The following is a 22,523-nucleotide window of genomic DNA, read 5'->3' as shown; positions in this document are numbered from 1 at the left end:
TTCGTAGTGGTTCTCCCCTGATGTTACTGACTAGTAGCACAAGGGCAACCGCCGACCCCGGTTCCGGGGATGAGACGTGTCACCTCGAGGATCCGCCGAAGAACCCTCCGGGGCCCTCGGAGAACGGCCCCGCGGGGGCCGCGGAGAAGCCGAAGGAGACCACCAGCATCGCCAGCAGCGCAACCGCGACCATCGATCCCCAGTACACGTAGGCGTTGCGGATGGCGATCTTGCCGACCAGCCCGATGGCCTCGCGCCGCGCGCCCTTGGCGTTGGGGCCGAGGAAGCTCAGCAGCACCGTGACGCAGAACGCGTAGGCCGAGATGTTGTTGGGGGTCCACTGGTCGGCGATGAGCGCGACCACCATGCCGGCCAGGATGCCCACGAGCAGGTAGCCGAGCCCGTAGAGGAGGGTACGGCCGAGGGTTTGCAGCAGCGCCCACGGCAGGCTGAGCGCGATCACCACGTTGTCGGAGCTGCGCGGGCCGCGGGTCTGGAGGCGCCGCGCGTGGTCGGCCTTGACGGTGTCGAGCGCGCCCAGGACCGCGGCGGCGAGCACGCCGACGACCAGGCCGAACAGCGGGACCGTCAGGCACAGACCGGCCACCAGGACCAGCACGGGCACCAGGATCCACGGCGTCATCCGGCGCGGCTCGTCCTGGTAGTAGTCGTCCTCTTCGTCGTCGGAGCCGACGTAGTCGCTGAGGCGGTCGCCGCCGGAGCGCCCGAAGCGGCTCAGGAGCCCGCCTCGGCGTCCCTCGCCTTCCTCGTCGTCCTCCTCCTCGCCGTAGGAGGCTACCCGGTTGCGGCCGCGGCCCTCGTCGACCGGGGTGAGGATGTCGCGGAACTCCTCGGGGCGCAGCGTGGAGTTGAAGAACTGGGTGCGCGGCGCCATCTGGTCGTCGTCGGCGTAGGGATCGGCCTGATCGGGGTCGAGCCGACCGGTGGCCTGAGGGTCGGCGGGGGCGACGGCCATGGTGCGGTCGACCCGGTCGGGGTCCACCGCCATGGTGCGCTCGGGAGAGCCGGCGAGGTCGGGGACACCGCCCGCGCCCGCGGCCATCGTGCTGTCAGGGGAGACCGTGCGGTCGGTCGAGAGGGGGTCGGCCGCGCCCTGCGGATCGACGGGGTCGGTACGGATCGGGTCCTGCGCTCCGGCGCCGTGGGCCATCGCGGAGGCGGCGAGGCCGCCTGCGGCGGCACCGGCCGCGGCGCCCGCTGCCAGGGCGCCGTACCCGCCGCCGCCCTCGCCCTGGTCGTCGGGGCGCTGGGCCTGCACGGTGTGGTGTCCGGTCAGTCCGCTGCCGGAGTAGGAGGAGGCGTCCTCCGTCCAGGGGAGGTCGAGGTTGAGGCGCCCGGTCTCGGCGACCAGCCGGCGGGCCGTGGGCCGCGCCCCCATGTCGCGGGAGACGGCGGACAGCACCAGCGGCTTGAGCGCCTCGGGCATGCCGTCGAGGTTGATCTCGCCGTTGAGGATGCGGAAGAAGATGACCTCGAAGGAGCCGGCCCCGTAGGGCGCGTTGCCCGTGGCGGCGAAGGCGACGGTGGCGCCCCAGGCGTGGATGTCGGTGGCCGAGCTGAGGTCCGTGCCCTCGATGACCTCGGGCGACAGGTAGCTGGGCGTGCCGACGAACGTGCCGGTCTGGGTCAGCTTGGCGCCGTCGACGGCGTGGGCGATGCCGAAGTCGATGACGATGGGCTCGCCGTTGGAGATGATGACGTTGCCGGGCTTGAGGTCGCGGTGGATGACGTCGGCCTCGTGGATGGCGCCGATCGCCCGCGCCAGCCCGGAGACGAAGCGGGTCAGGGCCCGCCCGCGCAACGGGCCGTGGTCGGTGACCGTGGAGTCGAGCGTGGGGCCCGGGATGTACTCGGTGACGACCCAGGGGAGTTCGGCGGAGGTGTCGGCGTCGATGACCCCGGCGACGTTGTCGCTCTGCACGCGGCGCATGGTCTCGACCTCGCGGGCGAGCCGGGCGCGCGCGATCTGGTCGCCGGCGACCTCGGAGCGCAGCACCTTGATCGCGACCAGCCGGTCCTGCCGGGGGTCTACGGCTTGGTACACAACGCCCATTCCGCCCCGGCCGATTCTGCGGCGGATCATGTATGGGCCGATGCGCTCCGGCAGCCCCTCGTCCTCGGGGAAACCTGCCGTCATTGCCATAGCGAATTCATCCCCTCAAAACCCCGCACACCCACCGCATCAGCCTATCGGCCGGGGATGGCCGGGATTTCCTCCGCGGGAGCCCGGCACTCGGCCGGGACCTGCGTCTCGTGATCTCCACAGCGACCTACTGGTACGCCCCATGGCGGTCTGCGACCGACGGGGCGCGCTCCTTGATGCAACGCTAACCGGACCGCTCACCCACGCCGAAGCCGAAAGCCCACCGCGGAGGTGTCCGTGTTGCCGTCCGGCACGTTCTGAGCGACCACATGAGTATGACGCAAAAGGCGGGGGATCGGTTCCGACGAATTCCCCGCGCGCCGCTTCCGGACGGTCATCCCGCGCCCGCCCTGGCGCGCCGAAACCACCTCCGGCCTGGAGCGTCGCTCCGGCCCCCGGGGCCCCACGCGGGTCCGGAACCGGCCGCGGACACCAGGGAAGAACCCGGGTCCCACGGAGAACCCTTAGGGTCCTCAGGCAGCGGGTACCCCAAGGCCCTCGATGACCACGGCTCCCGGAAGCTCGGCGAGTGCAGCACCGGAGACCACGAGCTTGGAGGCGCGCAGCCCGCTGCCGATCACCGCGTGCGGGGTACGCGCCACGGCGGCGTCCACCAGGATCGGCCAGTCCGCCGGCAGCCCGACCGGGGTGATCCCGCCGTACTCCATGCCGGCCTGCTCCACCGCGTCCTCCTGCCGGGCGAAGGACGCCTTGCGTGCCTCGAGGTGGCGCCGGGCGACCCCGTTGACGTCCGCGCGGGTGCTCGCGAGCACCACGCAGGCGGCCATCCGCGACGTCCCGCCCCGCTTGGCGGAGATCACCACGCAGTTGGCCGACGCCTCCAGCGGGATGCCGTAGGCGGCGCAGCAGTTCGCGGTGTCGGCGAGGGCGGGGTCGATCTCGGCCACGAGCGGGTCGGCGGCGGGCGCGGCCGTCTTCCACCGGTCCAGCGCCTCGGAAACGGGTGCGGCGAGCAGGTCGCGGCGTTCGGTCGCGAGGTGGGTGTCCAGTCCCCACATGTCGGTCGTCTCCTCGTGTACGTCCATGTCGAAAGGGTGGGCCGGCGGAACCGGGCAGCAGTCCCGGGGAAGCTCCCGGGCGCGTCGCCGTCCCCGCCTATCTGCCGGAGAAGCGGGCCTTGCCCGGCCCGTGCTCGGCGAAGCTGCGCATCCCCGTCTTCTGGTCCTCGGTGGCGAACAGGGCGGCGAAGTGCTGCCGCTCGATCTCCAGGCCCGTGGCCAGGTCGGTCTCCAGCCCGCTGTCGATGGCCTGCTTGGCCGCGCGCAGTGCGAGCGCCGGGCCGTCGGCGTAGCGGGCGGCCGTCCGGACGGCCGCGGCGTAGACCTCGGCGGCCGGGACGACGGAATCCACCAGGCCGATCGCCAGCGCCTCCTCGGCGCCCACGTGGCGGCCGGTGAAGATCAGGTCCTTGGCGCGGGCCGGCCCGATGAGGCGGGGCAGGCGCTGGGTTCCGCCGGCTCCGGGGATGACCCCGAGCAGGATCTCGGGCTGGCCCAGCTTGGCGTCGTCGGCGGCCACCCGGAAATCGGCGCACAGGGCGAGCTCGCAGCCGCCGCCCAGTGCGTAGCCGGTGATGGCGGCCACCACCGGCTTAGGGATGCGCGCGACGGCGGTGAGGCAGTCCTGGAGCGCGCGGGAGTAGTCGGCCATGGCGGCGAAGTCCAGCTCCGCCATCTCCTTGACGTCGGCCCCGGCGGCGAACACCTTCTCCCCGCCGTAGAGGACGACCGCGCGCACCGAGGCGTCGGCGGCGACCGCTGCGGCGGCCTCGCCGAGTTCGGCCTGGACCTGCGCGTTGATCGCGTTCATCTTCGGCCGGTCCAGCCGGATCACCGCGACGGCCGGTGTGCCCGGATCGGTCTCCACACGTACGAGTCCACCCACGTCCGCCGCCTTCCTCGGTCGCCGTTGCCTTCCCGCTGTCTACCACGCGCGAGGTGGCCGCGGCCCGGCGGCATCGCGAGAACGCCGGAGGCGGGTGCCGGGGGATGTCAGGAGAACAGGGGCGTCCACGTGCCCAGCGCCAGGGACAGGCCGTGGGCCGCGCACAGGACGGCGACGGTGCCGGCGAGCAGCCCGGTGTCGGCCGCCCGCCACCGGCTCACCCGGGCGTGGGTGCGCCGGCCGGTCCCGAAGGAGCGCGCGTCCATGGCCGTCGCGAGCTGGGTCCCCGTGCGGATCGACCGCACGAGCAGGGCGAACACCTTGCCCGCGAAGATGGCGAGGGCGGTGGCGGGGTTGCGGCCCGCCTCCAGCCCGCGGGCGCGCCGCGCCAGCCCGAGGGTCCGCCACTGGGCCGCGAGCAGCGGCACCAGCCGCACCGCCGCGAGCACGCCGAGTGCGGGGCGCTCGGGGACCTTGAGCTTCTGCACGAGGGCGTCGGCCAGCTCGGTGGGGTCGCTGGTCAGCCCGACGAGCATCCCGGGCAGCGCGATCGCGAGCAGCCGCACGGCCGTGCCGAGCGCGGCGGCGGGGCCGCCGTCGCCGAACAGCAGGGTGACCACGCCGATCGAGGAGCCCATGAGCAGCAGCGGCAGGCCCAGGGGCACCAGCAGCCCGCGGTGCAGCCCGGCGAACGGCAGCATGAGCGCCACGGCCGCCAGGACGACCCCGCTGCTGACGGGATCGACGACCGGCACCAGCCCCGCCACCACCACCAGCGCGGCCACCACCTTCGCAGCGGGGTTGGCCCGCACCAGCCACGCCCGCGCCTCGGCGTCCTCGACGACCCCGTCCCCTAGGGCGGCGGCCCCCGTGGCCTGCGCAGAAGCGGGCATCATGCCTGCACTCCTTCCGCGGCCCCCGGAATCGGTGCGGGGGCCGACACGCGGCCGTCGGTGATGCGGAGTTCGGTGTCGGCGAGGGCGCGGAGCAGGGGTTCGTCGTGGGTGCACATGACCACCGCGCGGCCCTCCGCGCGCAGGGCGGCGAGCAGCTCGACCAGTTCGGTCCAGGACCGGGTGTCCTGGCCGAAGGTCGGCTCGTCGAGGAGCAGAACATCGGGGGCGTGGGCGGCGCCGGAGCTGAGGGCCGTGGCGACCGACAGCCGCCGCTTCTCCCCTCCGGAGAGGGTGAACGGGTGGACGCCGGCCAGCGGATCCAGGCGCAGGCGTTCCAGCAGTTCGTCGACCCATGCCGCGGTCTCCCGCTCCCCCATTCCGGCGCGCAGCGGGGCGAAGCACAGCTCGTCGCGGACCGTCCCGGTGACGAACTGGTCCTCCGCGTGCTGGAAGACCGTCCCCACGTGCCGGGACAGGGTGCGCGCCGGCCAGCGCGCGAGCGGGCGGCGGTCCGCCTCGGCGAGGCGCCCGCGCGGCAGCACCGCGCCCGCGCCGGGGCGGGCCAGCCCCGCCAGCAGCATCAGCAGGGTGGACTTGCCCGCGCCGTTGGGCCCGGTCAGCGCGGTGGCGGTTCCAGCCCGGACCTCGGCGTCGGCGGCGTTCAGCAGCGTGCGCCGCCCGGACGCCCGCCCGGCCCCGACACCGATCCCGGCGGGCGACCGCACCGTGCAGCCGGCCGCCTCGATGAGCGGGCCGCCGCCGGGCCCGGGCGCCACGCGGGGCGCGGGCTCACGCCCGGGGATCCACAGGCCCCGCCGGGCCAGGCGGTCGCCGTGCTCGGCGAAGACCTCCTGCGGGGCGCCGTCGGCGATCACCCCGCCGCCGGGCTCCACCGCCACGACCCGGTCGACCAGGGCCGCCGCGGAGCCGGCGCCGCCCACGACGTCGGCGACCCGGTGCTCCACCAGGACCATGGTGGCCTCGGTCGTCGCGGCCAGGTCCGCGAGCAGCGCGCGCACCAGGGCGGCGCCCTCGGGGTCGAGGTTGGCGGTGGGCTCGTCCAGCAGCAGCAGGCGTGGGCGCAGCGCGAGGACCCCGGCCACCACCAGGCGCTGCTTCTCCCCGCCCGAGAGGGCCGCGGTGGGGCGGCCGGTGCCGTAGGGGAACCCGACACCATCGAGGGCGGCGTGCACGCGCGGCCAGATGTCCTCGCGCGCCAGGCCGAGGTTCTCCAGGCCGAAGGCGACGTCGTCGCCCGCGCGCGCCATGACGAGCTGGGTCTCGGGGTCCTGCCCCACGAGCCCGATCCCGCCGTGCCCGCCGCCGGGCGGCGCCCCGTCGACCAGCAGGCTCCCCTCGGCGTCGCCGGTGATGGCGCCGGTGTCGCCGGTGAGCCCGGCCATGGCGTGCAGCAGCGTGCTCTTGCCCGCGCCGGAGGCGCCCAGCAGCAGGACCCGCTCGCCGGGTTCGATGGCCAGGTCGACGCCGCGCAGTGCCCATTCGCTCCGGCCCGCGTGCCGCCACCCCCAGCCCGACAGGTCGACGCGCGCGCCTCCCGGGCCGCTCACCCCTGGGCCGAGGGGAAGGGGGTCAGCGCGCCGGCCTTGGCCAGCGCCGTGGTCAGCAGCCGCCCGCCGGCGCCGGCGATGAGCGCGGCGCTGATGACGACGATGACCCCGTAGGTCACCTGGAAGGACAGTGGCAGTTCGGGGTAGTAGCGGATGTTGTCCCAGACGGCCGGGGAGAGCCCGGCCGCGGCGGCGGCGAGGACGGCCGCGCCCATGCCCCAGCGGCGGTAGCGGCCGGCCGCGAAGACGAGTTCGGGCAGCAGCCCCTGGCTGAAGCCCGCGAGGACGACGGCGACGCCCCATTGGGTGCCCAGCAGCATGGAGACGACGGCGGCGGCGGTCGAGGTGAGGACGGCGGCCCCGGGCCGGCGGATGATCAGGCCGCCCAGCACGCCCGGCAGCAGCCACACCCCGTACAGGACGGCCTGCGCGGGCGGGAAGAACAGGAAGAGGGGTTCGGTGGCGGCCCAGAGCATGCCCCAGAACCAGAAGATCACGCCGCAGGCGACGCCGAGGACCGCGGCGACGACGATGTCCACGGTGCGGTAGCGGGGGCGGGCGGGTCCGGTGTGCCCGGTGGCGGGCCCGGATGCGGTGTCACTCAACGGGAGTCCCTTCGCGTCATGAAGAACGGAGGGCCCAGGCCAAGAGCGCCGACCGGTGTCCGGTGGCGGCGTGCGCGCACGCCGCGGGACGGGCCGGTGGCGGGTCCACGACTTCCTTCGCCGGCATTATCCGGATCAGGTGTGTGAGGGTCTGCGGTCGGCGACCGCACTCTCAGCGCCGTAGCGCTCCCCTGTCGGTTGCTCCCATTATGACCGTTGCGCCGGGCGGCGGGTCAAGCGCACCCCCTGGTCCCGGCCGGCCGCCCATGATCCGCGTGACGATGATCACACCCTGCCACGGCAGGGCCGCCTCCGCGGACGTCACATCCGCACCGGTGGCGGGTAGCGGACCGCGTCGTATCCGGATGCCCGTTACGACACCCGTGACCGGGCATCGGCGGCGCGAGGGGAGGTGCCGTGACCAGATCCGAGCCGGTGCGGGCCGCCGGCTCCGCGCGCCGCGCGGCCGTGCCCGACACCTTCACCCACGAGCGCCCCCGCGACCCGCACTGGTACAAGCGCGCGGTCTTCTACGAGGTCCTCACCCGCGGGTTCCACGACTCCAACGGCGACGGCACCGGCGACCTGCGGGGACTGATCGGCAAGCTCGACTACCTCGAATGGCTGGGGATCGACTGCATCTGGCTGCTGCCGCTGTACGAGTCCCCGCTGCGCGACGGCGGCTACGACATCGCCGACCACCTGAGCATCCTCCCGGAGTTCGGGCAGATCGGCGACTTCGTCGACCTCGTGGACCAGGCCCACCGGCGCGGCATCCGGGTCATCACCGACCTGGTCATGAACCACACCAGCGACCGGCACCCGTGGTTCGCCGCATCGTGCGAGGACCCCTCGGGCCCCTACGGCGACTTCTACGTGTGGTCGGACTCCCCTGACCGCTACAACGACGCCCGCGTCATCTTCGTCGACACCGAGCCCTCCAACTGGACCTACGACCACCGCCGCGGCCAGTACTACTGGCACCGCTTCTTCGCCCACCAGCCCGACCTGAACTTCGAGAGCCCGGCGGTGCAGGACGCCATCCTGGAGGTGCTGCGCTTCTGGCTGGACCTCGGCATCGACGGGTTCCGGCTCGACGCGGTGCCCTACCTCTTCGAGCGCGACGACACCACCTGCGAGAACCTCCAGGAGACCCACGACTTCCTCAAGCGCGTCCGGGCCGAGGTCGACCGCCTCTACCCCGACCGGGTGCTGCTGAGCGAGGCCAACCAGTGGCCGGCCGACGTCGTCGACTACTTCGGCGACTTCGCATCCGGCGGCGACGAGTGCCACATGAACTTCCACTTCCCGCTGATGCCGCGGATGTTCATGGCCGTGCGCCGCGAGCAGCGCCGCCCCATCTCCGAGATCCTGGCGCAGACCCCCGAGATCCCGCGGGACTGCCAGTGGGCCATCTTCCTGCGCAACCACGACGAGCTGACCCTGGAGATGGTCACCGACGACGAGCGCGACTACATGTACGCCGAGTACGCCAAGGACCCGCGCATGCGCGCCAACGTGGGCATCCGGCGGCGTCTCGCGCCCCTGCTCGACAACGACAAGAACCAGATCGAGCTGTTCACGGCGCTGCTGCTGTCGCTGCCGGGCTCGCCGGTCCTCTACTACGGCGACGAGATCGGCATGGGCGACAACATCTGGCTGGGCGACCGCGACTCCCTGCGCACCCCGATGCAGTGGACCGCCGGCCGCAACGCCGGGTTCTCCCACTGCGACCCCGCCCGCCTGTACCTGCCGCTGGTCATGGACCCGATCCACGGCTACCAGGCGCTCAACGTCGAGTCCCAGCGCGACAACCCCGGGTCGCTGCTGAACTGGACGCGCAACATGATCCGCATCCGCAAGAGACACCCGGTGTTCGGCACCGGCGGCTTCACCGAGCTGGACGCCGGCAACCCCGCGGTGTTCGCGTTCCTGCGCGAGCACGGCGACGACCGCGTGCTGTGCGTCAACAACCTGTCGCGCTTCCCCCAGCCGGCCGGACTCGACCTGCGCCGGTTCCACGGCACCACCCCGGTCGAGTGCATGGGCGGGGAACCCTTCCCGGCCATCGGTGCCGCGCCCTACCGGCTCACCCTGCCCGGCCACGGCTTCTACTGGTTCCGGCTGCCCGCTCACGCGGAGACGGCCGGCCGTCCCTCTGGCCGATCGGATGCGACGTTGGTACCGCAATCCCCATCGAACACCGCCGAAAGTATCCGTCGAGATTCGCCCGCACGGGTGATCCCCGGCGCCTCGTCCCCTCGGTAGCGTCGCGATGCATCTCACCCCCCGACAAGGTACGGAGCCCCCCATGGAGCACACCTGGAAACGCCCGGCGGTGCCGGCGGCACCGCCACCGGCCCCCGGTACCGAGGCCGGCGGTACGCCCGCGGGCGGTCGCGGCGGCTCCCGCATCTCGGTGCTCGATGTGATCCGCGGCTTCGCGCTGTGCGGGATCCTGCTCGCCAATTTCGAGCCGGTCACCCACATGGGCTTCAACGTGCCGGTGCCCGAGGACGAGGTCCGGGTGCGCCACACCGCCGAGATCGTCCTGCTGCTGCTCGTCAACGAGCGGTTCTTCCCGATCTTCGCGTTCCTGTTCGGCATCGGGTTCGCCCTGCTCCTGGACTCCGCCACCGGCCGGCACGCCCGCCCGCGACTGGTTCTGGCGCGCAGGCTCGCGGCACTGCTCCTGCTGGGCCTGGGACACCAGGTCCTGCATCCGGGCGAGGCACTGGGGTACTACGGCTTCTTCGGGCTCGTAGTGCTGCTGCCCGCCACCTACCTGCCGCGGTGGCTGATCCTGGCCGGCGGCGCCGCGGCGACGGCACTGTCGCTGACGGTGTTCACCGGCGGGGTAACGCTCATCCCCGGCATGTTCCTGCTGGGCTTGGCGGCCGTCCGCTACCGCGTCCCGCAGACCCTCGCCGACCGCACGGGGCAGGTGGCGGCCGTGTCCGGGGTCCTGGCAGTAGCGGCGGTCGCCGCCTTCTGCTGGCACTACGCCGATATCGCCGCGAGAAGTGCAGGCATCGCCCAATCGGGCGCGGTCGCCGGGCTGCTGCTGGCGGGGGTCTACACGACCGGGCTGTGCCTTCTGATGCGCACCCCGCTGCGCGCCGCGCTGGAAGCCATCCTTGCGCCGCTGGGGCGCATGGCGCTGACCAACTACCTCACGGCCACGCTGCTGATGCTGGCCGCCGGATGGTGGTTCGGCTTCGAGGACAGCTACCAGTGGGGCGCTCTGTTCGCACTGTCGGCCGCCATCCTGGCCGCCCAGTGGGTGGCGAGCACGCTGTGGCTGCGCCGCTTCCGGTTGGGGCCGGTGGAGTGGCTGCTGCGCTGCGTCACCTGGTGGTCCGTCGTCCCGGCTGCGGCGGCCACGGCCGGCGCGGTGCCGGCGGCACCGGGCGCCGCCGCGCCGGCTCCGGACGGTGGGACGACCCGCCCATAACCCCCGTTACGGGCGCCTTGGTGAAAGCCCCGTACGTCATGACCTGCACACCTCTACGCTCGGTCACCATGAACAACGTAGAGCGAGGCAGGTTCATGTACGGGGTGCGCGTGGCCGTGCCCGCCGGGAGGGACGGCCACGCGCTGCTGTGGTTCGCGTTCTGCCCCGAGTGCCAGGTGACGGTCAACGCCGACCGGAACTTCCTGGAGGACTGCTGGAGCTGCGGGGCGCCGCTGCCGCGGCGCTTCAACTCCCGGTTCGAGACCCGGGTCGACTGGGTCCTGCTCGACGACGTCCTGCTGGGCAGGCGCCGAACCGACAACTGGTACTGCACCTGCTGCGGCACGGAGAACCCCATCCAGAGCACGTCCTGCCGCAAGTGCCGCAGATCGCGCCACTCCACCGGCACATGACCCGGCCGCGGCCCCCGCTACTTCTTGTAGTCGGAGATGTCCATGGACGCGGCGACCTCGTCGTAGAGCGCCGAGTAGCGGGTATCGGCCGACCACACGTAGACGGCGACGTCACTTTCGGGCAGGAACCACAGCCGCACCTCGAAGGTGTCACCGTTCTCGCACGTGACCTCCCACACGCGGTGGTGGGACTTCAGGCCGTCGGCGTGCTCGGTGAGGTCGTTGGGCGGGGAGGTGATCTCGGCGCCGGTGACCGCGGTGCCGCCCTCGGCCGTGGCCGCGCTGCGGCACTCCCCGGGGGCCGAAGCCCAGCCGGCCTCGGCGTCGTTGAAGGCGTTGCCCCGCTTGGGCCACCGGTTGTCGTGCCGCTCGGCCGCATGCGGCAGGACCTGGATGGACCCGTACTCGCAGTCGTTGCCCTGGTCCGGCGGGCGCATGCAGACATAGCCGTCGGTGTTGTCGATGTTCCAGTCCTCGGGCGCGTTGATCTTGACGCCCTCGACCTCGACCTCGGAGAACCCCTCGGGAGCGGGCGCCTGCGCCGCGGGCACGACTTCGCTGTACATCGCTTCGAGCGTGGGGGTGTCGCCGCCCCCGGCTCCCTCGGAGCCGCCGCCGCACCCGGCCGCGACCAGCGCCACCGCTGCGGCCGCCGCCGTGGTGAGGCCGATCCGGCCCCGGTTGAACCACACTCGACCGGACGTCCCGGGCATCAGATTCCCTTCTGAGTCCTGCGTGACGTCACCGACGATAGCGGGCGAATCCGCCTGCGCGCGCCACGCCCCCGTCGCGCGGCAGCCACTAGCCTGAGAGGCATGGTGGATGTCGCGAAGCTGCTCGATCCCGTGTCCAAGGCCCGCCGGCGGCGCAGCGCGCCACTGGTCCTGGAGATCGACCTCACCGAAGGGCTCTCGGACGAGGCGCCGGCCGACCCCCTCGGCCAGATCCTGGCCCGCCGCCACCAGCGGCTGTCCGATCTCATCGAGGGCATCCGCCGCGGCGCGCACGACCCGCGCGTGGTGGCGCTGGCCGCGCGGATCGACGGCCGGCCCCTGGGCTTCGCCCGCGTGCAGGAGCTGCGCGCGGCGGTGGTGGCGTTCCGCGCCGCCGGGAAGCCCACCGTGGCCTGGAGCGAGTCGTTCGGCGACTTCGGGCCCGGAACGGTCCCCTACTACCTCGCGACCGCGTTCGAGGAGATCGCGCTGCTGCCCACCGGGCTGGTGGGGCTGACCGGGCTGGGCATGCACACCACGTTCTTCCGCTCGGCCATCGACAAGCTCGGCGTGGAGTACCAGGCCGGTGCCCGCCACGAGTACAAGAACGCCGTGAACGTCTTCACCGAGACCGGCTACACCGACGCCCACCGCGAGGCCGCCGGGCGCATCGTGGAGTCGCTGGGCGAGCAGGTGGTCGAGGGCATCGCCGAGGGCCGCGGGCTGGCGCCCGAGCGCGTGCGCGAGCTCACCGACCGCGGCCCGCTGCTGGCCGAGGAGGCCCTCGAAGCGGGCCTGGTCGACCGCCTCGCCTACCGCGACGAGGTCTACGCCGACCTGCTCGGCCGGTTCGGCGACGGCTCCCGCGCCGGAGCGGGGGCGCGCCTGCGATACGTCACGCGCTACCACCACCGCCACGCGGTGGCCTCCCGGGTCTCCGTACGCAGCCGCGGCCACATCGCCCTCATCTCGGGGATCGGCACCATCGCCACCGGCCGCAGCCGCCGCTCCCCGCTGGGCGGCGGTGCCACCATGGGCTCCGACACCGTGACGGCGGCCTTCCGCGCCGCCCGCGAGGACGACGACGTCAAGGCCGTGGTGTTCCGGGTCGACAGCCGCGGGGGCTCCGCGGTGGCCTCCGACATCATCCGCCGCGAGGTCGCCCTGACCCGCGACGCCGGGACCCCCGTGATCGTCTCCATGGGCGACTTCGCCGGCTCCGGCGGCTACTACATCGCGCTGGGCGGCGACCTCATCGTGGCCCAGCCGGGCACCCTCACCGGCTCCATCGGCGTCTACGCCGCCAAGCCCGTGCTGACCGGGCTCATGGACCGGCTGGGGGTCTCCAGCGACTCCGTCGACGGCGCCGCCCACGCCGGGATGTTCGGCACCGACCGCGGCTTCTCCGAGTCCGAGTGGGAGCGGATCAACGCGATGCTCGACAGCATCTACCGCGACTTCACGGGCAAGGTCGCCGAGGCGCGCGGCATGACGCCCGAGGCCGTCCACGAGGTCGCGCGGGGCCGGGTGTGGACGGGCCGCGACGCCCGCGAGCGCGGGCTGGTCGACGAGCTGGGCGGGCTGGAGACCGCGGTGCGCCTGGCCCGCGAGAAGGCCGGGCTGCCCGGCGCCGGGCTGCGCCCCTACCCCAGCACGGGCCCGCTGGAGCGGCTGATCCCGGCGGAGTCCAGCGAGGACCGCGCGGCGGCGCCGCAGGGGCGGCTGGACGCATGGGGGTCGCTCGCGGAGATCTCGGCGCGCCTGGGCCTGCCGGCGGCGGGGCCGCTGGCCATGCCCGGCAGCTGGGAGATCGGGTGAGCCCCGGGGAGTTCACCGAGGCGATGTCGCGGTTCGCGACCGGGGTGACCGTGGTGACGGTGCGCGAGGGCCGCGACGACATCGGGAGCACGGCGACCGCCTTCACCTCGGTGTCGGCCGAGCCGCCCACGGTGATGCTGGGCGTGCTGGCGTCGAGCTACCTGGCCGAGGCGATCGACCTCGCCGGGGGGTTCGCGGTCAACGTCCTGGGGTCGGGCCACCGGGCCCTGGCCGGCCGGTTCGCCGCCGAGGGCCGCCCCAGCGCGCGGCTCCTGCTGGCCGGCGAGGCGCACCACCGGGGAGAACACACGGGCGCCCTGATCCTGGACACCGCCCTCGCCGCCCTGGAATGCCGGGTCGCGACCCGGGTGGCGGCCGGCGACCACGTGGTCTACCTGGCATCGGTGGAATCGCTGCCCGGGACCGGCGCTCCGGAGCCCGGCGCGTCTCCGCTGGTCCGGTACGCGGGACGGTACCGCTCCCTCGCGCAGCAGCAGGGACCCGCTTCCCCCCAATGACGAGTGGATCTTCTCTAGAGCGGTAAGACTTGCCCGTCCGGTTGTGACCCCAACCTTGACCCCGGCGCTAGTGCCGCCGCGGGGCGGTCGGCAGTCCAATAGGACCCATGGACGGCTTCTATACGGTGCTCGGGATCCTGGCGGTCGGACTCGTCCTCGCCATGATCCTGTGACGGCTCGCTGAGGGCCCTCCGGCCCCACTTCACAACGGCTTGCAGGCCCCAACGATAGGGAACCGTTAAGCGTCCCCACCGGGCACCCCGCGGCCCGGGGCGTGCAGGGCCGGACCCCCGTTGCACCGGGGTCCGGCCCTGCACGTCGGCTCCGGGTCAGGCCAGGCCGGCCTGCTGCAACCAGTCGGCGGCCACGTCGTCGGCCTCCTCGTGGTCCACCTCCACCCGCTGGTCCAGCTCGGTCAGCTGCTCGGTGGTGAGCTCCGCCGACACCGCGTTGAGCGCCGCCCGCGCGGTCTCGTCGACCGATTCTCCGTGGATCAGGGGGGTCACGTTCTGCGAGCCGAACACGTTCTCCGGGTCCTCCAGCGCGACGTAGTCGCCCGAGGTGAAGGCCGCGTTGGTGGTGAACAGGTTGGCGGCCTGCACGTCGCCGTCGGCGAGCGCCTGGACGAGCAGGTTGCCCTCAAGGGGCGTGAACTCCCCGAACTCCACCCCGTAGGTCTCGGCCAGCCCGGGAACGCCCTGGGGCCGGGTCTCGAACTCGGCGGGGGCGCCCAGCGTCATGTCCGGGGCCGCCTCGGCCAGGTCGGCGATGGTCTCCAGCCCCTCCGCCTCGGCGGTCTCGCGGGTAACCGTCACCGAGTCCTTGCTCTCGGCGGCGGCGGAGTCGAGGATCTCCAGCCCCTCGGGCAGGGCCTCCTCGATCGCGGCGTTGGTGGCCTCGGTGTCGCCCGCTACGGCGTCGGGGTCGAGGTAGAACAGGATGCCGCCGTTGTACTCGGGGAACACCGACAGGTTGCCCGACTCCACCTGGTCGTAGTAGACCTCGCGGCTGCCGATGTCGAGCTGCTTCTCCACGGTCACGCCCTCGGCCTCCAGGGCCTGGGCGTAGATCTCGGCCAGCAGGATGCTCTCGGGGAAGTTGGCCGAGCCGACGACGACCGCGCCGTCGGCGCCGCCCCCGCCACCGCCGCTCTCGTAGGGATCGTCGCCGGCGCAGGCGGTGGCCGCCAGCATGAGGGGCACTCCGGCGATCGCCAACCGCGTCGCTATGCGCATGACGTACCTCTTCTGTCGTTCGGTCGAAGGTTGCGGCGGACATCCGCGGGCCGGCCGCGGCGTCGCCGGGGTTCAGGGGGTGGCGGCGGGCCGGGCGCGCAGGCCCTTGGCCACGACCACGCGGCGCAGCAGCGCGAACAGACCGGTGACGACCAGAGCCAGCACCACGACGAGCAGGGACCCGCCGAGGATCATCTCGATCTCCCGGCGCGACTGGCCGTCGACGATGTAGCGGCCCAGGCCGCCGATACCGACGTAGGCGGCGATGGTGGCGGTGGCGACCACCTGGATGGCGGCGGTGCGCAGGCCCACCAGGATCAGGGGCAGGGCGATGGGCAGCTCCAGCCGGAACAGGACTTCGGGGCCGCGCATGCCCATGCCCTGCGCCGCGTCGCGCAGCTGCGGGTCGACGCCGCGCACCCCTTCGTAGGTGTTGACCAGGATCGGCGGGACCGCCAGCGCCACCAGGGCCACCAGCACCGGGGCCAGCCCCAGGCCCAGGCCGAGCACCACCAGGGTCAGCACCCCGATGGTGGGCAGCGCCCGGGCGAAATTGGCGAGGGTGATGGCGGCGAACCCGCCGCGCCCGGTGTGGCCCGTGAGCAGGCCGACGGGGATCGCGATGAGGGCGGACAGGCCCAGGCCGAGGACGGAGTACAGCACGTGCTCGCCGAACCTCGCGGGGATCCCGGCGGAGCCGGTCCACTGCTCGGGCCGGGTGAACCACTCGACGACGTCGAAGATCATGCGGGCGCCCCCTTCTTCGCACCTGCCGCGGCACCGGTGCGCGCCGCCGCGGTCGCCGCCGCCCCGCGCCCGCGGGTCCAGGGGGTGAGCCACCGCTGGAGCAGGACGAGCAGGGCGTCGGCGACGAAGGCGAGCGCCACCGACAGCACGACGCCGACGATCACGGGGGCCGCGAAGTTGCGGCGGAAACCGTCGGTCAGGATGATCTGGCCCAGGCCGCCCAGGCCCACCAGCGAGGCCACGCTGACCATGCTGATGGTCGCGACGGTGGCCACCCGCAGGCCCGCGATGATGACCGGGAGGGCCACCGGCAGCTCCACCCGCACCAGCCGGCGCAGCGGGCTGAAGCCCATGGCCACAGCGGCCTGGCGGACGTGGTCGGGGACCTGGCGCAGCCCGTCGACGACGTTGGGCACCAGGATCGCCAGCGTGTACAGGGCCAGGGGGACGATCGCGGTCAAGGGGCTGAACCCGGTGTAGGGCAGCAGCAGGAAGAACAGGGCGAGCGAGGGCACCGCGTAGAGGACATTGACGCCGGTCAGCAACGACGGGTAGACGCGGGGCCAGCGCGCGGCGAACACGCCCAGCGGCAGCGCCAGGGCCAGCCCCAGCACGACGGGCACGACCGACAGCTGGACGTGTTCGAGCAGGCGGGGGCCGATCGGGTCGTCGAGGTTGGACACCGTCCAGTTCCAGACCTCGGCCACGCCTCCGGGGTCAGCCATTGTCGCCCACCGCGGCGGGGTGGCCGTCGGCCTCGCCCACCGACCAGATGGCCGCGCCGAGGTCGGCCTGGGAGACGACGCCGATGACGGTGCCGTCGGCCCCGACCCCGACCGCGCGCCCGGCCGGTGAGAGGACGGCGGCGTCGAGCGCGGCGCGCAGCGAGTCGGTGGGGACGGTGAAGATGTGGCCGTAGCCGATGAGGTCGACGCCGGACAGGGCGCTGCCCGGGTCGAGGCTCGCGAGGTGCTCGGCGGCGATCCAGCCCAGCGGGAGCCGGCCGGTATCGGTGACCAGCAGCCAGGGCTCGCCGGTGGCGGCGGCGACGTCCCCGGCCTCGGCGGCGGTCGCGGTGTCGGTGACGATGATGTCGCTGCGCAGGGACAGGTCGCGGGCGGGGAAGAAGGACAGCCGCCGCACCCCGCGGTCGTAGCCGATGAAGTCCTCGACGAAGGCGTCGGCGGGCTCGGCGAGCAGCTTCTCGGGGGGCGCGAGCTGGGCGAGCCGGCCGCCGGTGCGGAACACCGCGATGGCGTCGCCGAGCCTGACGGCCTCGTCGATGTCGTGGGTGACGAAGACGATGGTCTTGTGCAGCTCCTGCTGGAGCCGGAGCAGTTCGTCCTGGAGGCTCGTGCGCACCAGGGGGTCGACCGCGCTGAAGGGCTCGTCCATGAGCAGGATGGGCGGGTCGGCGGCGAGCGCGCGGGCGACCCCCACGCGCTGCTGCTGTCCGCCGGAGAGCTGGTGGGGGTAGCGCTTCTCCTGGGCGGGCTCCAGCCCGACCAGCTCCATCAGCTCGCGGGCGCGGGCCCGGGCCTGGGCCTTGGGGGTGCCCAGCAGCAGCGGGACCGTCGCGATGTTGTCGACGATGGTGCGGTGCGGGAACAGGCCGGCCTGCTGGATGACGTAGCCGATGGAGCGGCGCAGGGTGGCGGGGTCCTTGCCGCGGATGTCCTCGCCGTCGATGGAGATGGTGCCGCCGGTGGGTTCCACCATGCGGTTGATCATGCGCAGGGCGGTGGTCTTCCCGCTGCCCGAGGAGCCGACCAGGACCGTGGTGCGCCCGGTGGGGATCTCCAGATCCAGGTGGTCGACGGCGACGGTGCCGTCGGGGTAGTGCTTGCTGACACCCTCGAAGGTGATCATGTTGCTGGTCGTGTCCTTCTTCCGGGCGTGCTGCGGCGGGTCCGGTCTCTCCGGCGGTCGGTCATGGGGTCGCTTTTTCCCTTGTTTTCAGGTTGGCAAACCAGGAATTTACCCGACATCACCCCAAAGGTGTCCGGGCGGCCGGGCGGGTGCCCGGCCGCCCGTCCGGCGGCGCACGGCTCAGGCGCGCGCGGCGACCCAGCCGGCCAGCGGTGAGAGTCCATCGAGCACCACATCGGCGCGCTTGGCGTCGGGCCGCCCGCTGTGCAGGTAGCCGAGCATCCCCCGCCGCACCAGAGCGGCGGACATCCCCGCCTCCTTGGCGGGCAGGACGTCGTTGTCGAGGCGGTCGCCGACGTAGAGGATCTCGCCGGGCGCGTGCCCGGTGACCTCCAGCACCCGGTCGAAGAACGCCGGGTCGGGCTTGGAGACGCCCCAGTCGTCGGAGACGTGGATCTGGTCGGCGGGCAGGTCCATGGCGCGCAGAGCGGGGCCGGCGGAGGAGGGCTGGTTGCCGGCGATGACGACGCCCAGGCCCAGGGCGCGCAGTTCGCCCAGGGAGCCGCGGACGTCGGGGTAGAGGTCGTCTGCGTCGAACGACTCCCGCAGCGACTCGGGTTCGGCGGCGAGCCAGGCTGCGGTCTCGATGTCGAGCCGGAAGTCCGGCTTGACCAGGCGGAAGGCGTCGATGAGGGGGCGGCCTTCGGCCAGGACGGCCCCCAGCAGGCCGAAGAAGGCCAGCCGCGGGACGCCGAGGCGGTCGGCCCAGCGCCCGAAGATGCGCGTTTCGTCGATCAGGGTCTCGCCGACGTCGAACACCACACTGCGAATCGTCACGAAAGGGACGCTAACACGGCGGGGCCGCCATGATCGGCGCGGCTCGCCACCCCTTCCCACCGGCGATCAGTCCTCGGGCGGCGGGCGCAGCACCGCGAAGGCGTCGGTGATCTCCAGCCGGCGGGTGCGGAACCGGAACACCGCGGCGGGGCGGCCGCCGGAACGCCCCGAGGGGACGGACCGGCCGGTCTCCTCGATCTGGCCGCGGCGCAGGAGCACCCGGCGCAGGTTGGTGGCGGCGACGTCGTGGCCGAGCGCGGCGCGGTAGTAGCGCGACAGCTGCGACATGGTGAACTCCGGCGGGGCGAGCGCGAAGCCGACGTTGGTGTAGGACAGCTTGGCGCGCAGCCGCCGGCGCCCGGAGTGGACCATGGCGGCGTGGTCGAAGCCCATGGGCGGCAGGTCGGATGCGGGGTGCCAGCTCGTGTCGCACGGGATGACGGGGTCGATGCCGGCGGGGACCAGCCCCAGGTAGGCGGTGGCCAGCATGCGGCCGTAGGGGTGGCGGTCGGGTTCGCCGCGGGTCTCGAGCTGCTCCAGGTGGGTGAGATCACGCACATCGACCTTCTGCGCGAGCTGGCGCCGCACGGATTCGCCGAGGCCTTCGAGGTCGCCCAGCCGGCCGCCGGGCAGCACCCAGCGGCCCTCGAAGGGCGGCCGGGCCCGGCGCCACAGCAGCACGCTCAGGCGGTCGTCGCGGATCTGGAGGACCACGGCCAGGACCTCGTGGGCGGCCATGGCGGCGAGCCGCGGCTCCGCCGGGCCGTCGGCCGCGCCGGTGGCGTGGCCGACGGGGGTGCCGCCGCCGTCGCTGATGCCGTCAATGCCGTCGATGTCCGCCCCTGTCCCTCCCATGAGTCACCATGTTAGGCTGCGTGGAGTTTTTGCCTGAAAGGCATTAACTGGCAGTGGGGGATCGCCCACAGCCAGGAGGCCGCCGCACGGCTCCACCGGGCGGCGCCACGGCCGAAGGAAACACCACATGGCACCGGTCACCGCCCCGGCGGACACCATGACCAGACACGAGTGGGCCGCCGAGGTCCGCCGCCTGGCCCGGGAGCGCGACGCCGTCATCCTCGCGCACAACTACCAGCGGCCCGAGATCCAGGACGTCGCCGACCACACCGGCGACTCCCTGGCGCTGTCGCGGCTGGCGGCGAGCGTGGAGGCGAGCACCATCGTCTTCTGCGGCGTGCACTTCATGGCCGAGACCGCCAAGATCCTCTCCCCCGAGAAGACCGTGCTGCTCCCCGAGCCGGAGGCCGGCTGCTCCCTCGCCGACACCATCACCGCCGACGACGTGCGGGCCTGGCGGGCCGAGCACCCCGATGCGGTCGTCGTCGCCTACGTCAACACGACCGCGGCGGTGAAGGCCGAGACCGACATCTGCTGCACCTCCTCCAACGCCGCCGATGTCATCCGGTCCATCCCCGAGGACCGCGAGATCCTCTTCCTGCCCGACCAGTTCCTGGGCGCGCACGTCAAGCGGGTGACCGGGCGCGACAACATCCACGTGTGGATGGGCGAGTGCCACGTGCACGCCGGCATCGACGGCGCCACGCTGCGCGAGCGGGTCGCCGCCGAGCCCGGCGCCGAGCTCTACGTCCACCCCGAGTGCGGCTGCGCCACCTCGGCGCTGTACCTGGTGGGGTCGGGCGCCGTGCCCCAGGAGCGCGTCAAGGTGCTGTCCACGGGCGGGATGCTGTCGGCGGCCGAGAGCACCACGGCCGGCAAGGTCCTCATCGCCACCGAGACGGGCATGCTGCACCAGCTGCGCGCGGCCAACTCCACGACCGTCTTCGAGCCGGTCAACCCGCGCGCCGAGTGCCACTACATGAAGATGATCACGGCGGAGAAGCTGCTGGGCGCGCTGCGCGCGGGCACCACCGAGATCACGGTCGACGCGGCCACCGCGTCGAAAGCGCGCCGTTCGGTGGAGCGGATGGTGGAAATCGGCTCGCCGTCTCGCGGAGGCGAATGACCTGGCCCTCGGGAGGTGACATAATTCTTACCCTCCGGCCACAGCTCAACCGCATCCCAGGTGCCGACCCCTGGAGATCGCTAGCGTGATCCGGACAACTCCGGCTTATCACCACGCTTGCGGTGCCCGCCGGAGTACGCGTGTCGCGCTTTTGGGAGGGGACGTGACAACGCACGCCGATATCGGGCGTCACCATGCCGACACCGGGGCGGAGGTCTTGGCGCTGCTGCGCACCGGCAGCGGCCACCGCCGCTGCTACGACGCCTTCGCCCCGGACCTGTACCGCTACTGCTGGACCCTGCTGGGGCCCGACCAGGGCGAGGAGCCCGATCGGGCCGGCGCGGCCGTGCGCCACGCGCTGCTCGCCGCCGCGCACGTCGCGCCCGAACTGGGCGACGACGGGCCGGGCGAACTGCGGCCGTGGCTGTTCGCGCTGGCCCGCGCCGCGGCGCGGCTGCGCGGGTTCAGCCCGCGCTCGCCCTACGCCGACCTGGCCACGGCCGACAGCGAGAAGCCCGCCGTCGAGCTGGCGCGGCGGCTGCCGCCCAGCCACCGCGAGCTCCTGGAGCTGCGCCTGCGCCACGGGCTGGCGCCCGGGGACATCGCCCGGCTGCTCGGCCTGGCCGAGGAGACGGCACGGGAGCTCTGCGCGTCGGCGATCGCCCGCGCGGCCGAGACCCTGTCCGCGCTGCCCGCACCGCCGGCCGCCGCGCCCGGCGAGAACACCGAAGGCGCCGGGAGCACCGAGGAGGGCGCCGGCGGGGACGTCGGCGCGGAGCGCACCGTGCGCGCGTTCCTCGCCGCGCTCGACCCGCCCGGCCCGCCCGCCACGCTGCGCTCCGTCGTCCTGCGCGACTGCGCGAGCCCGCTGGGCGGCCCCGAGCGCCGGGCGGCGGCGACCGCGCTGGCCCCCCTCGACGCCGACGGCTACCCGCTGCACCGCGACCGGCCCGCACCGGTGGCCGGCGCACAGCCGGCCGGAACGGCCCGGCCCGCACCGGTCGCCGCCGAGGCCGGGTCCAGAGCCGCGAGCGGAACCGCGGGCAACTGCGGATCCGGGCACGAGGACGGAACGCGGACCGACGACGATACCGACGAGGACATGACCGCACTCGACAGCGACTCCCGGGCCACGGCCGCCATACCTGCCGGGAGCCGGCGGGCGTTGCCCGCCGACCGCATCACCACCCGCGACGTCGCCGCAGGCCCGCCCGAGCAGATCGCCGAACTCGGTTCGCCGCACGCCGGGCCCGATGACGACGACCCGCCCCGGCGGCTGGGGCCGGCGGGCGCCGGGCTGATCGGCGCGGTCATCCTGGCCGCCACGTGGGGCGCCATGGCGCTGCTGGGCCAAGGGGGCGGCGAGACGGTCGATCCCGGCATGCCCGGCAGCGTCCTGCCCTTCCCGATCGCGGGCGACGACGGCGACTCCACGATCTCCGACCCCGCCCACGCCCCCCACCCCTCACACGAGCCCGGCGCGTCGCGCGTTCCGGGTGAGGCGGCGGCCGAAGCGGCCGAGACGGTGCCCCCCGCCGACAACGGCGAGGAGCACGCGCCCGCGATCCCCCCGGCGGACACGGCCCCGGCCGACCCCGCCCCCGAGCCCACGGCCTCCCCCAGCCCCTCCCCCGAGCCTCCGGCCGCGCCGTCGCCACCGGAGGAGGCGCCGCCCGGCGAGGGCGACGCCCCCGAGGAGCCGCGCAGCCCGGTCGGCCGCTTCTTCGACGACCTCACGGGCCTGTTCCTCCCGAGGGGATGACGGACCGCCGGGCCCGCGTCGTGGCCCGGCGGGGCCCT

At 73.5% G+C, this 22,523-nt stretch carries 20 protein-coding genes and 1 riboswitch; of the genes, 7 read left to right on the top strand and 13 right to left on the bottom strand.

What is annotated here, in order from left to right:
• Window positions 1-79 precede the first annotated feature (79 nt).
• The 6 genes from ACFOVU_RS04440 to ACFOVU_RS04415 all read right to left on the bottom strand — a co-directional run bounded on the left by ACFOVU_RS04440 (window position 80) and on the right by ACFOVU_RS04415 (window position 7,138).
• On the bottom strand, window positions 80-2,104 hold the full coding sequence (locus tag ACFOVU_RS04440; RefSeq protein WP_378531164.1) for a serine/threonine-protein kinase: 2,025 nt from the start codon (window positions 2,102-2,104) through the stop codon (window positions 80-82).
• A 533-nt stretch (window positions 2,105-2,637) separates the two neighbouring features.
• The gene (locus ACFOVU_RS04435; protein WP_378530016.1) at window positions 2,638-3,210 is read right to left on the bottom strand and encodes a YbaK/EbsC family protein; all 573 of its coding nucleotides are present in this window, start codon (window positions 3,208-3,210) and stop codon (window positions 2,638-2,640) included.
• Between the two features lie 70 nt (window positions 3,211-3,280).
• Window positions 3,281-4,069, bottom strand: coding sequence for an enoyl-CoA hydratase/isomerase family protein (locus ACFOVU_RS04430; RefSeq protein WP_378530014.1), 789 nt, complete (start codon window positions 4,067-4,069; stop codon window positions 3,281-3,283).
• Between the two features lie 107 nt (window positions 4,070-4,176).
• Window positions 4,177-4,962 (bottom strand): energy-coupling factor transporter transmembrane component T family protein, encoded by a 786-nt coding sequence (locus ACFOVU_RS04425; RefSeq protein WP_378531163.1) that lies wholly within the window; start codon window positions 4,960-4,962, stop codon window positions 4,177-4,179.
• A complete protein-coding gene (locus tag ACFOVU_RS04420; RefSeq protein WP_378530013.1) occupies window positions 4,962-6,533 on the bottom strand; it encodes an ABC transporter ATP-binding protein in 1,572 nt (523 codons plus the stop codon). Before ACFOVU_RS04420 ends, ACFOVU_RS04425 begins: the two co-directional genes overlap by 1 nt.
• Window positions 6,530-7,138: an ECF transporter S component gene (locus ACFOVU_RS04415; protein ID WP_378530011.1), complete on the bottom strand. Its 609-nt coding sequence runs from the start codon at window positions 7,136-7,138 to the stop codon at window positions 6,530-6,532. The genes ACFOVU_RS04420 and ACFOVU_RS04415 overlap by 4 nt, the downstream gene beginning before the upstream one ends.
• A gap of 95 nt (window positions 7,139-7,233) precedes the next feature.
• Window positions 7,234-7,341: riboswitch (TPP riboswitch) on the bottom strand.
• A 265-nt stretch (window positions 7,342-7,606) separates the two neighbouring features.
• On the opposite strand from ACFOVU_RS04415, the gene treS reads away from it, so the two are divergent.
• The 3 genes from treS (at window position 7,607) to ACFOVU_RS04400 (ending at window position 11,005) form a co-directional block, all read left to right on the top strand.
• A complete protein-coding gene (treS, locus tag ACFOVU_RS04410) occupies window positions 7,607-9,406 on the top strand; it encodes a maltose alpha-D-glucosyltransferase (RefSeq protein WP_378531160.1) in 1,800 nt (599 codons plus the stop codon).
• Between the two features lie 43 nt (window positions 9,407-9,449).
• The gene (locus tag ACFOVU_RS04405; protein ID WP_378530009.1) at window positions 9,450-10,592 is read left to right on the top strand and encodes a DUF418 domain-containing protein; all 1,143 of its coding nucleotides are present in this window, start codon (window positions 9,450-9,452) and stop codon (window positions 10,590-10,592) included.
• 68 nt (window positions 10,593-10,660) lie between these two features.
• Window positions 10,661-11,005, top strand: a complete 345-nt coding sequence (locus tag ACFOVU_RS04400; RefSeq protein ID WP_378530007.1) for a hypothetical protein — start codon at window positions 10,661-10,663, stop codon at window positions 11,003-11,005.
• A 17-nt stretch (window positions 11,006-11,022) separates the two neighbouring features.
• Here ACFOVU_RS04400 and ACFOVU_RS04395 read toward each other — a convergent pair whose 3' ends face one another.
• Window positions 11,023-11,718, bottom strand: a complete 696-nt coding sequence (locus ACFOVU_RS04395) for a hypothetical protein (protein ID WP_378530005.1) — start codon at window positions 11,716-11,718, stop codon at window positions 11,023-11,025.
• A gap of 102 nt (window positions 11,719-11,820) precedes the next feature.
• On the opposite strand from ACFOVU_RS04395, the gene ACFOVU_RS04390 reads away from it, so the two are divergent.
• Window positions 11,821-13,536, top strand: coding sequence for a S49 family peptidase (locus tag ACFOVU_RS04390; protein WP_378530004.1), 1,716 nt, complete (start codon window positions 11,821-11,823; stop codon window positions 13,534-13,536).
• 23 nt (window positions 13,537-13,559) lie between these two features.
• Entirely contained in the window at window positions 13,560-14,054 is a 495-nt protein-coding gene (locus tag ACFOVU_RS04385) for a flavin reductase family protein (RefSeq protein ID WP_378531158.1), read from the top strand.
• Between the two features lie 329 nt (window positions 14,055-14,383).
• On the opposite strand, the gene ACFOVU_RS04380 is transcribed toward ACFOVU_RS04385, so the two are convergent.
• From ACFOVU_RS04380 to ACFOVU_RS04355, 6 genes are all read right to left on the bottom strand, one after another.
• Window positions 14,384-15,283 (bottom strand): ABC transporter substrate-binding protein, encoded by a 900-nt coding sequence (locus ACFOVU_RS04380; protein WP_378531156.1) that lies wholly within the window; start codon window positions 15,281-15,283, stop codon window positions 14,384-14,386.
• 78 nt (window positions 15,284-15,361) lie between these two features.
• The gene (locus ACFOVU_RS04375) at window positions 15,362-16,036 is read right to left on the bottom strand and encodes an ABC transporter permease (protein WP_378530002.1); all 675 of its coding nucleotides are present in this window, start codon (window positions 16,034-16,036) and stop codon (window positions 15,362-15,364) included.
• Window positions 16,033-16,761, bottom strand: coding sequence for an ABC transporter permease (locus ACFOVU_RS04370; RefSeq protein ID WP_378530001.1), 729 nt, complete (start codon window positions 16,759-16,761; stop codon window positions 16,033-16,035). The genes ACFOVU_RS04375 and ACFOVU_RS04370 overlap by 4 nt, the downstream gene beginning before the upstream one ends.
• Window positions 16,754-17,905, bottom strand: coding sequence for an ABC transporter ATP-binding protein (locus ACFOVU_RS04365; RefSeq protein WP_378529999.1), 1,152 nt, complete (start codon window positions 17,903-17,905; stop codon window positions 16,754-16,756). The genes ACFOVU_RS04370 and ACFOVU_RS04365 overlap by 8 nt, the downstream gene beginning before the upstream one ends.
• 180 nt (window positions 17,906-18,085) lie before the next feature.
• Window positions 18,086-18,736, bottom strand: a complete 651-nt coding sequence (locus tag ACFOVU_RS04360) for an HAD family hydrolase (RefSeq protein ID WP_378531154.1) — start codon at window positions 18,734-18,736, stop codon at window positions 18,086-18,088.
• A gap of 72 nt (window positions 18,737-18,808) precedes the next feature.
• Window positions 18,809-19,480, bottom strand: coding sequence for an NUDIX hydrolase (locus ACFOVU_RS04355; RefSeq protein WP_378531152.1), 672 nt, complete (start codon window positions 19,478-19,480; stop codon window positions 18,809-18,811).
• A gap of 244 nt (window positions 19,481-19,724) precedes the next feature.
• Here ACFOVU_RS04355 and nadA point away from each other — a divergent pair, with 244 nt between their 5' ends.
• Both nadA and ACFOVU_RS04345 read left to right on the top strand, forming a co-directional pair.
• Entirely contained in the window at window positions 19,725-20,723 is a 999-nt protein-coding gene (gene nadA / locus ACFOVU_RS04350; RefSeq protein ID WP_378529997.1) for a quinolinate synthase NadA, read from the top strand.
• 163 nt (window positions 20,724-20,886) lie between these two features.
• Complete coding sequence (locus ACFOVU_RS04345) at window positions 20,887-22,485, top strand: hypothetical protein (protein WP_378529995.1); 1,599 nt, start codon at window positions 20,887-20,889, stop codon at window positions 22,483-22,485.
• Window positions 22,486-22,523: the final 38 nt, after the last annotated feature.

The organism is Nocardiopsis sediminis (assembly GCF_042650565.1).
GTDB classification, from domain to species: domain Bacteria; phylum Actinomycetota; class Actinomycetes; order Streptosporangiales; family Streptosporangiaceae; genus Nocardiopsis_B; species Nocardiopsis_B sediminis.
This window is presented reverse-complemented; position numbering and strand designations above follow the sequence as displayed.